The organism is Telluria mixta, assembly GCF_029223865.1.
GTDB classification, from domain to species: Bacteria; Pseudomonadota; Gammaproteobacteria; order Burkholderiales; family Burkholderiaceae_D; genus Telluria; species Telluria mixta.
On record NZ_CP119520.1, the window covers coordinates 3,866,747 to 3,879,732 of the forward strand.

The 12,986-nt window shown below is 63.4% G+C and carries 16 protein-coding genes; 10 read left to right on the plus strand and 6 right to left on the minus strand.

Annotated elements, in window-relative coordinates; translation table 11 throughout:
* Window positions 1–30: 30 nt before the first annotated feature.
* The 3 genes from P0M04_RS17140 to P0M04_RS17150 are packed head-to-tail and all read right to left on the minus strand — an operon-like array spanning window position 31 to window position 2,584.
* On the minus strand, window positions 31–543 hold the full coding sequence (locus P0M04_RS17140) for a hypothetical protein (protein ID WP_259452819.1): 513 nt from the start codon (window positions 541–543) through the stop codon (window positions 31–33).
* Window positions 543–1,541 carry an HpcH/HpaI aldolase/citrate lyase family protein gene (locus P0M04_RS17145; protein ID WP_259452820.1) on the minus strand — a complete coding sequence of 333 codons (999 nt, stop codon included), beginning with the start codon at window positions 1,539–1,541 and terminating at the stop codon, window positions 543–545. Before P0M04_RS17145 ends, P0M04_RS17140 begins: the two co-directional genes overlap by 1 nt.
* A 50-nt stretch (window positions 1,542–1,591) precedes the next feature.
* Window positions 1,592–2,584, minus strand: a complete 993-nt coding sequence (locus P0M04_RS17150; RefSeq protein ID WP_259452821.1) for a malate dehydrogenase — start codon at window positions 2,582–2,584, stop codon at window positions 1,592–1,594.
* A gap of 263 nt (window positions 2,585–2,847) precedes the next feature.
* Here P0M04_RS17150 and P0M04_RS17155 point away from each other — a divergent pair, with 263 nt between their 5' ends.
* From P0M04_RS17155 to gltA, 7 genes are all read left to right on the plus strand, one after another.
* Window positions 2,848–3,645 (plus strand): GntR family transcriptional regulator, encoded by a 798-nt coding sequence (locus tag P0M04_RS17155; RefSeq protein WP_259452822.1) that lies wholly within the window; start codon window positions 2,848–2,850, stop codon window positions 3,643–3,645.
* Between the two features lie 139 nt (window positions 3,646–3,784).
* A complete protein-coding gene (gene sdhC / locus P0M04_RS17160) occupies window positions 3,785–4,207 on the plus strand; it encodes a succinate dehydrogenase, cytochrome b556 subunit (RefSeq protein WP_281042031.1) in 423 nt (140 codons plus the stop codon).
* 5 nt (window positions 4,208–4,212) lie between these two features.
* Window positions 4,213–4,584, plus strand: coding sequence for a succinate dehydrogenase, hydrophobic membrane anchor protein (gene sdhD / locus P0M04_RS17165; RefSeq protein ID WP_259452988.1), 372 nt, complete (start codon window positions 4,213–4,215; stop codon window positions 4,582–4,584).
* Between the two features lie 2 nt (window positions 4,585–4,586).
* The gene (sdhA, locus tag P0M04_RS17170; protein WP_281042032.1) at window positions 4,587–6,365 is read left to right on the plus strand and encodes a succinate dehydrogenase flavoprotein subunit; all 1,779 of its coding nucleotides are present in this window, start codon (window positions 4,587–4,589) and stop codon (window positions 6,363–6,365) included.
* Window positions 6,366–6,380: 15 nt separating this feature from the next.
* Window positions 6,381–7,091, plus strand: coding sequence for a succinate dehydrogenase iron-sulfur subunit (locus P0M04_RS17175; protein WP_281042033.1), 711 nt, complete (start codon window positions 6,381–6,383; stop codon window positions 7,089–7,091).
* 90 nt (window positions 7,092–7,181) lie between these two features.
* Window positions 7,182–7,448, plus strand: coding sequence for an FAD assembly factor SdhE (locus P0M04_RS17180; RefSeq protein WP_091665316.1), 267 nt, complete (start codon window positions 7,182–7,184; stop codon window positions 7,446–7,448).
* Between the two features lie 63 nt (window positions 7,449–7,511).
* Window positions 7,512–8,813 (plus strand): citrate synthase, encoded by a 1,302-nt coding sequence (gltA, locus tag P0M04_RS17185; RefSeq protein ID WP_259447860.1) that lies wholly within the window; start codon window positions 7,512–7,514, stop codon window positions 8,811–8,813.
* 110 nt (window positions 8,814–8,923) lie between these two features.
* Here gltA and P0M04_RS17190 read toward each other — a convergent pair whose 3' ends face one another.
* Entirely contained in the window at window positions 8,924–9,226 is a 303-nt protein-coding gene (locus P0M04_RS17190) for a putative quinol monooxygenase (protein ID WP_259447859.1), read from the minus strand.
* Window positions 9,227–9,595: 369 nt separating this feature from the next.
* Here P0M04_RS17190 and P0M04_RS17195 point away from each other — a divergent pair, with 369 nt between their 5' ends.
* Window positions 9,596–10,342, plus strand: coding sequence for a type 1 glutamine amidotransferase domain-containing protein (locus P0M04_RS17195; protein WP_281042034.1), 747 nt, complete (start codon window positions 9,596–9,598; stop codon window positions 10,340–10,342).
* A 98-nt stretch (window positions 10,343–10,440) separates the two neighbouring features.
* On the opposite strand, the gene P0M04_RS17200 is transcribed toward P0M04_RS17195, so the two are convergent.
* Window positions 10,441–10,692: a DUF3297 family protein gene (locus tag P0M04_RS17200; protein ID WP_258816385.1), complete on the minus strand. Its 252-nt coding sequence runs from the start codon at window positions 10,690–10,692 to the stop codon at window positions 10,441–10,443.
* A 115-nt stretch (window positions 10,693–10,807) separates the two neighbouring features.
* On the opposite strand from P0M04_RS17200, the gene P0M04_RS17205 reads away from it, so the two are divergent.
* Window positions 10,808–11,785, plus strand: a complete 978-nt coding sequence (locus P0M04_RS17205; protein ID WP_259447857.1) for a hypothetical protein — start codon at window positions 10,808–10,810, stop codon at window positions 11,783–11,785.
* A 26-nt stretch (window positions 11,786–11,811) separates the two neighbouring features.
* Entirely contained in the window at window positions 11,812–12,294 is a 483-nt protein-coding gene (locus P0M04_RS17210; RefSeq protein WP_259447856.1) for a nuclear transport factor 2 family protein, read from the plus strand.
* Here the strand turns inward: P0M04_RS17210 and P0M04_RS17215 are convergent.
* Window positions 12,286–12,981 (minus strand): SOS response-associated peptidase, encoded by a 696-nt coding sequence (locus P0M04_RS17215; protein WP_259447855.1) that lies wholly within the window; start codon window positions 12,979–12,981, stop codon window positions 12,286–12,288. The two genes, P0M04_RS17210 and P0M04_RS17215, sit on opposite strands and share 9 nt — an antisense overlap.
* Window positions 12,982–12,986: the final 5 nt, after the last annotated feature.

The window sequence follows — 12,986 nt, forward strand, 5'->3', positions numbered from 1 at the left end:
GTGGGGATATTGTTGTTACCTGCAACTCAATCAGCTTTTCGGTTCGGCCGGCGCCGCGGCCACCACCGGCGGCCTGGCCTGCTCCGCGTCCTTGCATTCGTTGGCCAGCTGGCGGCTCTGCTTCGAATCGAGCAGGATGCCTTTCGACGGAATGCCGATCCAGACCAGGCCGAGCTTCGCATTCTCGTAGCGCTGCGCGCCCGTGGTCGTACCCACCTTGTCCATGAGGCGCAGGCGGTTCTTCCAGCGCAGGGCGATGTGGCTGTCGTCCATCAGGTTGCGGTAGATGGTGACTTTGTTGTTCAATTCGCAAGAATACTCGGCCATCGTCGTGTCGGTGATGTCCGGTTCGGGCTCGTTGTCGGCGATGTCTTGCTTAGTGTCCTCTTTTTTTGCCTTTTTATGCTTGGAGGATTTTGCCTTTTCTTTCAAGACTTTGGTTGCCTTGGGGTGCGTTTCGGCAGCGGATGCTTGCACGCAAAGACCAGCGGCCGCGAGCGCAAAGGCACAGGCGGCAGCGATGTGTTTCAGAGTGATGGCCATCAGATGGATTCCGGTTGATTGACGAGTGCCGCCGCGGCATCCGGCAGCGCAAGGCCGGCCAGCTTCGCGCGCTGCAACACTGTCCAATAATATCGGTAGCTGGCGCGGTCGTGCAAGCGGCCACCGTGGGCGATCGGACCCCAGTCCTTCGCCATGGCCGCGGTCAGGATGCTCGTCGCTTCGTTCACCTCGGCCAGGCGCGGCGTGAACGCCTTGACGATCGGCTTGATCTGGTCGGGGTGGATGCTCCACATGCGCGTAAAGCCGAATTCGGCGGCGGCACGCTGGGCGTCGTTGGCGACGACGGCGCTGTCCTTGATCTCGGTCGTCACATTATGCGAAGGGACTTTGTCATGCGCATGACATGCCGCAACCATCTCCAGCTTCGCCCGGACGACGAGGGGATGGGTAAATTGACCCGGCGTACGCATCGCGGCGGCCGGCACCGCGCCGTAGTGGGCCGAGACGAAATCCATGATGCCGAACGACAGGGATTCGACCTGGGGCAGGGCGGCGATCGCGTACACGTCGTGCAGGGCGCCGTGCGTTTCGATCAGGACGTGCAGCGGCAGGCGCTTTTCTTCTCCGCGTCCGGCTTTTGCGGCGGCCAAGTTGACGAGGTCCTGCGCGCGCAGCACGTCTTCGAGGCTGTTCGGCTTGGGCAGCACGACGTAGGCGAGCTTTTGCGCGGCGGCGCCGACGATGATCTCGACGTCCTGCGCGAAATGGACACTCCCCACGTCGTGCAGGCGGGCGCCGATCCGGTTATGGCGGTTGTCGTCGCTGTTGATCAACGTTGCCACGAGCTCGGCGTGCGCGCGCTCGTCGCCGGCGCTGGCGCCGTCCTCGCAATCGAAGGTGATGTCGAAAATGGGACCAAGCTCTTGTTGCAGGGCCATCGATTTGCGCATCAGCTTCTCGCTGCCGGCATAGTGGTCGCAGGCAGGGAGCAGCAATGGCTGGCGTTGGCCCTGGAATAAAACCTCGGAAGGATGCATATTGATTCCGAAAAAAACGGCGGCGCGTCGTGCGCGCCGCCGTTATGGGATTACTGGCCCAGCAGGTGAGCGACGCCTGCGCGCTCTTCGTTCAGTTCGTTCAGCGTCAGGTTGATGCGCTCTTGCGAGAACGCGTCGATTTCCAGGCCCTGCACGATCTTGTACTCGCCGTTTTCGGTGGTCACCGGGAAGCCGAAGACGATGCCTTCCGGGATGCCGTACGAACCGTCCGACGGCACGCCCATCGTGGTCCACTTGCCGTTGGTGCCCAGCACCCAGTCACGCACGTGGTCGATGGCGGCATTGGCGGCCGAAGCTGCCGACGATGCGCCGCGGGCGTCGATGATGGCGGCGCCGCGCTTGCCGACGGTCGGCAGGAACGTATTGGCGTTCCATTCCTGGTCGTTGATCAGGTCCTTGACCGACTGGCCGTCGACCGTAGCGAAGCGGTAGTCGGCGTACATGGTCGGCGAGTGGTTGCCCCAGACGACCATCTTCTCGATGCCGCCGACGGCCTTGCCGGTCTTGGCAGCGACTTGCGACAGGGCGCGGTTGTGGTCCAGGCGCAGCATGGCGGTGAAGTTCTTGGCCGGCAGGTTCGGGGCCGATTTCATCGCGATATGGGCGTTGGTGTTGGCCGGGTTGCCGACCACCAGGACTTTCACGTCGCGCGATGCGACGGCGTCCAGGGCCTTGCCCTGCACCGTGAAGATCTGGGCGTTGGCTTCCAGCAGGTCTTTACGCTCCATGCCCGGGCCGCGCGGACGGGCACCGACCAGCAGGGCGACGTCGGCATCCTTGAATGCGGTCATCGGGTCGCTGTGGGCGGTCATGCCCGCCAGCAGCGGGAATGCGCAATCTTCCAGTTCCATCATGACGCCTTTCAGCGCCTTCTGTGCTTTTTCGTTGTCGATTTCGAGCAGCTGCAGAATGACCGGCTGGTCCTTGCCCAGCATGTCGCCGTTGGCGATGCGGAACAGCAGGGAATAGCCGATCTGGCCGGCCGCGCCGGTAACGGCAACGCGCTTAGGGGTTTTAGCCATGATGAATCTCCAAAGTGGGAAAGAAAAACGGGGCGACGCAGAGGATACGCCAGTTTGGGAAAACTGCAATCATACCAAAAGCACTACCCGCGGGCCGGGCGTGCGACAGTTGCCGACAGGCGGGGCGCCCACGCTCGATCGACCGCGAGTGTATGCCCGCACGATTCCATCTGTCAATTCATATCATATGTCTTATATAAGACACATAATCCGAGGGTTTCTCCACTGGACGGACCTTTGGATTTATGAAAAAATCGCTGTCTATGAACCCAGCCCCGTCCAATCCGAACAGCAATGGCGCCACGAATACGAGCGCCGGCAGCGCTGTCGGCGGCGCGGCGCCTTCCCCCACCTTCTCTCCACTTTACCAGCAGATCAAGGCGCTCATCACGCAGAGCCTGCAGTCCGGCGAGTGGAAGCCGGGCGAACTGATCCCCAGCGAAGTCGAGCTGGCCGGCCGCTACAAGGTCAGCCAGGGCACCGTACGCAAGGCCATCGACGAGCTCGCCGCCGAGCACCTCGTCGTGCGCCGCCAGGGTAAAGGCACGTTCGTCGCCACCCACAACGAGGCGCGTGCCCACTTCCGTTTCCTCAAGCTGATGCCCGACGAGGGCGTCCCCCAGCATTTCGATCACGAATACCTCGAGGTCAAGCGCATCCGTGCGCCGGCCGAGGTGGCGCGCCTGCTCGACCTGAAGTCGGGCGACGCGGTCGTCTATATCAAACGGCTGATGAGCGACGGCGGCGCGCCGACGATCCTGGAAGAACTCTGGCTGCCGGGGCAGCTGTTCAAGGGGCTGACGGCCGAGCGCCTGGCGGAATACAAGGGCCCGATGTATGGACTGTTCGAATCGGAGTTCGGCACGCGCATGATCCGCGCGTCGGAAAAGATCCGGGCGGTGGCGGCGGACACGCCCACGGCACTGGCGCTGAAAGTGCCGGAAGGAACGCCGCTGCTGTGCGCGGACCGGGTGTCGTTCACCTATGGAGACAAGGCGGTGGAATTGCGGCGTGGGCTGTATCTGACCACCAAACACCATTACCAAAACGAATTGTCCTGAATTGTTTTTGTGCCGGCTCTATGCTGGTGCATGAATCGCTTGCAGCGATTACAATGCCTTGATTTTGGGCAAGCGTCGACGACCCCGCCGGCGCAATCCCGGGTCCACTATAAATATACGCTTTAAGGGAGGTGTTCCAATGTCCGAAGCCGTGAAAAACGCGCAAAAAAGAGGGCAGCCGATCCGTAATGTGAGCATTACGGACATCACGATGAATTACAAGCAGCCGCCGTCGGCCATCGTGTCGATCCTGCACCGTATCAGCGGCTTCGTGCTGTTCCTCTTCCTGCCGTTCCTGCTCTACCTGTTCGAGCAGAGCATCCGTTCCGAGATCTCGTTCGCGCACTTCGCGGGCATCGTCAGCCATCCGTTCACGAAGATCGTCATCCTGGGCCTGTCCTGGGGCTACCTGCACCACTTCTGCGCCGGTATCCGCCACCTGTTCATGGACAATCACATGGCCCTGGACAAGGACGCCTCGCAGCGCACCGCCCGTTACGTGCTGGTCGTCGCCCTGGCGCTGACCCTGCTGGTCGCCCTCAAACTGTTCGGAGTGTTTTAATTATCATGGCTACTACCCCCAAGAACATCGGACAGCGCCGCCTCGTCGTCGGCGCGCACTACGGCATGCGCGACTGGCTGGCCCAGCGCGTGACCGCCATCGTGATGGTCGTCTTCACCGTCATCCTGCTGGTCTCGTTCCTGACCGGCCAGAATTTCACCTACGAAGGCTGGGCCGGCCTGTTCGCCCGCCAGTGGTTCAAGCTTTTCACGATGGTCACGTTCTTCGGCCTGTTCTACCACGTGTGGGTGGGCATCCGTGACATCTGGATGGACTACGTCAAACCGGTCGGCATCCGCCTGACCCTGCAGATCGCCACGGTGCTCTGGCTGCTCGCCTGCGCCGCCTGGACTGTGCAAATTCTCTGGAGCGTGTAATCGTGGCAGCAATCAACACCAACATCCCCGTCCGCCATTTCGACGTCGTCATCGTCGGCGCCGGCGGTTCCGGCCTGCGCGCGGCGCTGCAACTGTCCGAAGCGGGCCTGAACGTGGCCGTGCTGTCGAAAGTGTTCCCGACCCGTTCGCACACGGTCGCCGCACAGGGCGGCATCGGCGCGTCCCTCGGCAACATGAGCGAGGACGACTGGTACTGGCACATGTTCGACACCGTCAAGGGTTCGGACTACCTGGGCGACCAGGACGCCATCGAATTCATGTGCCGCGAAGCCCCGAAGGTCGTGTACGAACTGGAACACTTCGGCATGCCGTTCGACCGCAACCCGGACGGCACGATCTATCAACGTCCGTTCGGCGGCCACACCGCGAACTTCGGCGAGAAGCCGGTGCAGCGCGCCTGCGCCGCCGCCGACCGTACCGGCCACGCGCTGCTGCACACGCTGTACCAGCGTAACGTCCGCTCGCGCACGCACTTCTTCGTCGAGTGGCAGGCGCTGGACCTGGTGCGCAATGCCGACGGCGACGTCCTCGGCGTCGTCGCGCTGGAAATGGAAACGGGCGACGTCATGATGCTGCAGGCGAAAACGACCGTGTTCGCCACGGGCGGCGCGGGCCGTATCTTCGCCGCGTCGACCAACGCCTTCATCAACACCGGCGACGGCCTGGGCATGGCGGCACGTGCCGGCATCCCGCTGCAGGACATGGAGTTCTGGCAGTTCCACCCGACCGGCGTGGCCGGCGCGGGCGTCCTGATCACGGAAGGCGTGCGCGGCGAGGGCGGTATCCTCATCAACAGCAATGGCGAACGTTTCATGGAGCGCTACGCGCCGACCTTGAAAGACCTGGCGCCGCGCGACTTCGTGTCGCGCTCGATGGACCAGGAAATCAAGGAAGGCCGCGGCGTGGGTCCGAACAAGGACCACGTGCTGCTGGACCTGCGCCACATCGGCGCGGACACGATCCGCAAGCGCCTGCCGTCGATCCTGGAAATCGGCCACAAGTTCGCCAACGTCGACGCGACCAAGGAACCGATCCCGGTCGTGCCGACCATCCACTACCAGATGGGCGGCATCCCGACCAACATCCACGGCCAGGTCGTCGTCCCCGACGGCACCGGTTCGCAGAAGGTCGTCAATGGCCTGTACGCGATCGGCGAATGCTCGTGCGTGTCGGTGCACGGCGCGAACCGCCTGGGCACGAACTCGCTGCTCGACCTGGTGGTGTTCGGCCGCGCGGCCGGCAACCACATCGTTGCGCAGAATCTGAAAGAGCAGGGCAACCGCGCGCTGCCGAAGGATTTCGCCGACTACGCGCTGGGCCGCCTGAACCGCCTGGAGACCTCGACCGGCGGCGAGAAGGTGCAGGACGTCGCGAACGACATCCGCGCCACGATGCAGAAGCACTGCGGCGTGTTCCGCACGCAGGCGCTGATGGACGAAGGCGTCAAGGAAATCATGGCCCTGGACGAGCGCCGCAAGCACGTCTCGTTCAAGGACAAGTCGAAGGTGTTCAACACGGCGCGCATCGAAGCGATCGAACTGGACAACCTGATCGAAGTGGCCAAGGCGACCGTCGTGTCGGCCGCGGCGCGCAAGGAATCGCGCGGCGCCCACGCCCACAGCGACTACGAGCAGCGCGACGACGTGAACTGGATGAAGCACACCCTGTTCTACTCGGAAGGCAACCGTCTCGACTACAAGCCGGTCGTGACCAAGCCGCTCACCGTCGACACGTTCAAACCGAAGCCCCGCACGTTCTAATTTAGGTACCAAACAATGGCACGCACAGTCCAACTGAAGATTTACCGCTACGATCCGGACAAGGATTCGAAGCCCTATATGCAGGACGTCACCGTCCAGCTGAAAGACACCGACAAGATGCTGCTGGACGTCCTGCAGCGCATCAAGTCCGACGTCGACGACTCGCTGGCGCTGCGCCGCTCGTGCCGCGAAGGCGTGTGCGGTTCGGACGCGATGAACATCAACGGCAAGAACGGCCTGGCCTGCACGACGAACCTGAACGAGCTGACGCAGCCGATCGTGCTGCGTCCGCTGCCGGGCCTGCCGGTCATCCGCGACCTGATCGTGGACATGACCAACTTCTTCAAGCAGTACCACTCGATCAAGCCGTACCTGATCAACGAGTCGATCCCGCCTGAAAAGGAGCGTCTGCAGTCGCCGGAAGAGCGCGAAGAGCTGGACGGCGTGTACGAGTGCATCCTGTGCGCGTGCTGCTCGACGTCGTGCCCGTCGTTCTGGTGGAACCCGGACAAGTTCGTGGGCCCGGCCGGGCTGCTGCAGGCGTACCGCTTCATCGCCGACTCGCGCGACGAGGCGACCAACGAGCGCCTGGACAACCTGGAAGACCCGTACCGCCTGTTCCGCTGCCACTCGATCATGAATTGCACGGACGTGTGCCCGAAGGGTTTGAACCCGAACAAGGCCATCGGCAAGATCAAGGAATTGCTGGTACGCCGCGCGATCTAATCCCGGCTCATCGATACGTAACAGTAAAACTACCGTACTGCCGGCTACCGGCAGCCGGAGTATAGTGTTGACCCAACAACGGACTCTAGTGTGAATACGCATCAATCCGACCCCGCCAACCGTGCCCGCCTGCGCTGGCGCGCCCGCCGTGGCCTGCTCGAGAACGACCTGATCCTCACGCGCTTCCTGGATGCGCATGAAGAAACCTTGACGGACGAGGAAGTCGATGCGCTGACCCGTCTGCTGGACCTGGCGGATAACCCGCTGATGGACCTGCTGCTGGGGCGCGCCGAGCCCGAAGGCGAGGTCGACCTCCCGCATGTCCGCGCCCTGGTGGCGCGGCTGCGGCAAGCCTGAGCGAAACCGGAAGATTTCGTTTTATTTTGTCTTGTAGACTCACCTCCCAAAGAAGGAAGTGCCATGAACATCTCTGATACCAAAGCCACCCTGTCGTTCTCGGACGGCAGCCCATCGGTAGACATGCCGATCTACAAAGGCACGATCGGCCCGGACGTCGTCGACATCCGCAAGCTGTACGGCCAGACCGGCAAGTTCACCTATGACCCTGGCTTCATGTCGACCGCCGCCTGCCAGTCGGCCATCACCTACATCGATGGCGACAAGGGCGAGCTGCTGTACCGCGGCTACCCGATCGAGCAGCTGGCCGTCAACTGCGACTTCCTGGAGACCTGCTACCTGCTGCTGAACGGCGAACTGCCGAACGCCGCAGAAAAGGAAAAATTCGTCAGCACCGTGACCAAGCACACGATGGTCCACGAGCAGATGCAATTCTTCTTCCGCGGCTTCCGTCGCGACGCGCACCCGATGTCGGTGCTGGTCGGTACCGTCGGCGCGCTGGCGTCGTTCTACCACGACTCGCTGGACATCAACGATGCCAAGCAGCGCGAGATCTCGGCCATCCGCCTGATCGCCAAGCTGCCGACCCTGGTCGCCATGGCATACAAGTACTCGATCGGCCAGCCGTTCGTGTACCCGCGCAACGACCTGTCGTACAGCGCAAACTTCATGCGCATGATGTTCGGTAACCCGTGCGAAGAGTACAAGGTCAACGACGTCCTCGTCCGCGCCCTGGACCGCATCCTGATCCTGCACGCCGACCACGAGCAGAACGCGTCGACCTCGACCGTCCGTCTGGCCGGTTCGTCGGGCGCCAACCCGTTCGCGTGTATCGCAGCCGGTATCGCCTGCCTGTGGGGCCCGGCACACGGCGGCGCGAACGAAGCCGCACTGAACATGCTGAAGGAAATCGGCAGCGTCGAGAACATCCCTGGCTTCATCGAGAAGGTCAAGGACAAGAACTCGGGCGTGAAGCTGATGGGCTTCGGTCACCGCGTGTACAAGAACTTCGACCCGCGCGCCAAGCTGATGCGTGAAACCTGCCACGAAGTGCTGAACGAACTGGGCCTGCAGGACGACCCGCTGTTCAAGCTGGCGATGGAACTGGAAAAGATCGCCCTGAACGACGAATACTTCGTGTCGCGCAAGCTGTACCCGAACGTCGACTTCTACTCGGGCATCGTGCAGTCGGCCCTGGGCATCCCGGTCTCGCTGTTCACCGGTATCTTCGCGATGGCCCGTACCATCGGCTGGATCGCCCAGTGGAACGAGATGATCGCCGATCCGGAACAGAAGATCGGCCGTCCGCGCCAGCTGTTCGTTGGCTCGCCGCGCCGCGACGTGCCGACCATCGACAAGCGTTAAACCGCTTCGTCGTTGGACAGAAAGCGAGCCTGCGGGCTCGCTTTTTTTTGCTTTACACCGGCCGCGCGATTGCGCACCCATGCGGCCGTTCAGCGCCTTGTTGGACTTGCTCAGCCCGGCAGCTTTGCCGCAAGAACGTCAACCTTTTCGATGGACGGCGGCTGGGCAAATAGCTCACCCGCTTTTTCCATGAGCGCGGCTGCGACCGCGCCGGAAAGATGAGCCTGCCTTCCAGCCTCATCCGGAAACGCGTCAAAGATGCCAAAGGTTGACGGCCCCAGGCGGATGCCGAACCAGGCTGTGGTAGCGGGTTCTGCTTGAACGAGGGAAAGACCACTTAACAGAAAGTTCTCTACGTCTTTCTCCTTACCCGGCTTGGCTTCCAGACGAACGAATAACGCGAGTTTGACCATGACCTATCTCCTGTGGTTAAACAGACATGACTTCACCGGACCGCCACGCATTGCGGCGCAACCGCTTGATTCACGTGGCCAAGGGCAGTCTACCCGAAGGACCGATATCGACCCGTTCGCATTCCATCGAAGACTCGGCACGGCGACGAACGGCGACTCGGTGTTGTCGCGCCGGTTGCCGGCACGCATCAGCAATCGCTACAGTAAAACTTTTATGTCGATTTTGGCCGCTCTCAGCCGTTCGAGTCAGCTTGGCAGCTCGCCGAGCCAAAATAATGCTCGCCGGTTATCGAACGTCGGGGCATTTGCATTCACGGTACTGTATGTCCTCACTGCGATCTGCCAAGTTAACTCACAAGGGAGGGCATGATGAATGGACGTAAGAAACTGGCTGGACAGCGTATTGCCGTGCTGGCGACGGATGGCTTCGAACAGGTCGAACTGAGTGTGCCGGTCACCGCGCTGAAGGCGGCAGGGGCGCAGGTCGACATCGTCTCGCTGCACGGCGGCACCATCCGTGGCGTCAACCTGAACAAGCCGGCCAGGCGGGTCGACGTCGACAGGACGATCGAAGAGGCGAGGGTCAGCGATTACGACGGGCTCCTGATTCCCGGAGGCTTCATCAACCCGGATTTGCTGCGCCAGTCCGCCATGGCGCGCGACTGGGTGCGCGAGTTCGACCACCAGGGCAAACCGATCGCGACCCTGTGCCACGGACCATGGTTGCTTGCGTCGACCGGGCTGGCGGAAGGGCGCGCGCTCACCTCATGGCCCGGCGTGCGCGACGACATGGTCAACGCCGGGGCGACATGGCTCGACCAGGAAGTGGTGCGTGACGGTAACTGGCTGACCAGCCGCGGTCCGCAGGACATGGTGCCCTTCGTGCGCGAGATGATCCAGCTGTATGCCGGCGGTCCGGCCGGCAACGGCGCGCTGACGCGTCGGCATTCGGACCCGCAGCGCGAGCGCCCGGCGGCCTGGGCGACCACCGCAATTCGTCTGATGCCTCACATGTCGATGGGCACCGTGCTCGGTATTGCGCTGATCGGCGGCGGGTTGTACGCGGCGAGGCGCGCCGGCGCCGGGACGGGGCGGCAAGGGATGGCGGCGCGCTGAGGCGGTGCCTGGGCGGCAGCGCCAATGCCGCCTGCGCAATGAAAAAGGCCGCCGGATCGCCCCGGCGGCCTTTGCATTGCGACCTTATCGGTGAATGATCAGACAGCGTAATACGCCTCGACCGTACCTTTCAGCTTGATCAGCATCGGACGGCCCTTGCGGTCCAGGGTCTTGCCCGCGGCGACCTTGATCCAGCCTTCGCTCAGGCAATATTCCTCGACGTCCGTGCGGTCCTTGCCGTTGAAACGGATGCCGACCGGGTGCTTGAAGACTTCCGCGTTGTGGTGCGGGCTCTTCGGGTCGATGGACAGGCGGTCGGGCAGGGGTGGGAGTTGGGTAGTATCGTTCATGGCCAGAATTATCCACGATTCCGTGCGCATGCGCGAGCGCCGCATGAACCGTCCCGGTGGACGGAGTGGCAACATTTCGCTATCCTCGTCCGACTGTCAATTCGATTTACGTCACATGGAACAACTTTCGGGCAATATCTACCGGATCCCCCGGCGCTTCAACTGGCCCTTCGTCATCGGCGGCTTCGCGTTTCTTTCCCTCGCGATCATGCTCTGGCGCTGGGGCGGCACCGTCGAGGATTCGCTCGCCTATTTCGACACCGCCCGCTGGGTGCGCGGCGAGATCCCGCTGCAGGACTTGCGCGCGCCGTTCCCGTATCGCCTCGCCGTCCCGGCCCTCGCGGCCTTGCTGCCCGGCGACATCCACAATACGTTTGCCGCGCTTAACTGGATCTTCGTCACCGCGACGGCCTGCCTGGCGACGGCGACCGTGCGCCGCATGGGCTTCGGCACCCAGCGGGCGCTGGCGGCGGGGCTGCTCGTCGTGCTGTCGTTGCCGACGTTCTGGTATGCGCCTTATCTGCTCGTCGATCCCGGTGCCCTCTGCATGCGCATGCTGTTCGTGTTCGCCGTGCTGACGGGGCAGCCGCGCCTCGCGCTGGCGGCCGGCCTCGCGGCGACGGCGATCCGCGAAGAAAACATCCTGCTGCTGGGCTGGCTGCTCGTGATGCGCCAGGTCGCGGTCCCGCACGCGCTGGCCGCGCTCGCTGCGGCGGCCGGCTGGCTCGTCGTCGTGCGCTGGTGGCTCATTCCCGGCCTGCCGCATTACGTCTGGGCACCGAACCTCGGCACCGTGCGCGCGCTGCTGGACGATACGCGCGGCCTGCTGTCGCTCATCGGCTGCGCCGGCGTCGTGCTGCCGCTCGCGCTGGCCGGCATGCGCCGCGCGCCGCCACGGCTCGCGCCATTGAAAAGCCTGCTCGTGCTGATGGCGTTGCCGCCACTGTACGCGGCGCTGAGCGTGCGCGTCGAAGGGCGCATCGTGTGGAACCTGTATCCGTTCCTGATCCCGTTCGCCGTCGCGCTGGGCCTGCCGCAGCGGGTGGAGACGGCGTCCGACGTGCGACCCCTCAAGACGTCGCGCCGCGCCTGATCACTTACTCCAGCAAGGACCCAAGCATGAAATCGTTCATCCTCGCGTGCTGCCTGTTCGTGGCCGGACTGGCGCACGCCGCCGGCGTCGATCCGGCCCTCGTCCAGCAGGTCAATGCGTTCGTCGACGGCTGGCATGACGATGCCGCGCACGCGCGCATGCGCTACTTCGACAAGATGGCGCCGGACGGCGTCTACATCGGCACGGACCGCACCGAGCTGTGGCAGCGCGACGCGTTCCGCGAATGGGGCCGCAAGTACTTCGAGGGCAAGCAGGCTGCGTGGGTCTTTCATCCGACGCGGCGCAATGTCTACGCGACGGCGGACGGTTCCCTGATCTGGTTCGACGAATTGCTCGACACGGAAAACATGGGCCATTGCATGGCCAGTGGCGTCATCCGCAGGACGCCGGCCGGGTTCGAGATCGTGCATTACCAGCTGTCGCTGGCGGTGCCGAACGAGGTGGCGAAGAAGGTGATCGAGGTCGTAAAAGTAGCCGAGTCAAAATAACTCGAGGTTCTGCGGCGCGGATGGCGGTGTTTTCTTCGCCGCAGGCGCCTTCGGGGCCGCCCAGGTTTTCATTTCTTCCGCCGGATAGGGCCGCAGGAAGCTGCGCGCCAGCTCCGGATCGCGGCAGTGCAGCCAAGAGTCGACCTCGTTCGGCGGCAGCACGACGAGCGCGCGCTTTTCGTCGTCCGGCTTGTGGAAGCGCCGCATCAGCGGGTGGTCGTCCGCATTGATCGTGATCTGCGTGAACGACGCGGCGATCGTGCCGTCGGCCTCCGACCATTCGCGCCACAGGCCCGCGACGAAGAATACGCTGTCGTCCTGCATGCCGATGCCGAAGCGTTCGGCGCGGCCGCTTTCGTAGTTGGGTTCATAAAAGCAGGTCATCGGCACGGCGCACAACTGGGCGCGCCGCCAGGCCGGGGCGAACGAACGCTTTTCGCCCAGCGATTCCGCGCGCGCGTTCATCGTGTCGAACGGTTTCACGCCCGCGGGGATGTGGCGGCGCGGGACCATTCCGTAGCTCGCCAGCTGCAACATGCGTTCGCCGCCCGCGCCCGCCCGTACGATGGGTGCGGTGTAATCCTTCCACGTTTCGCTGGGCCAGTCCCAGTCGCGGTACAGGTCGACGAGGGTGCCGAGCACCATGTCGAGTTGTTCGGGCAGCGGAGGGCGGTAGTTGACGCACATGGCGC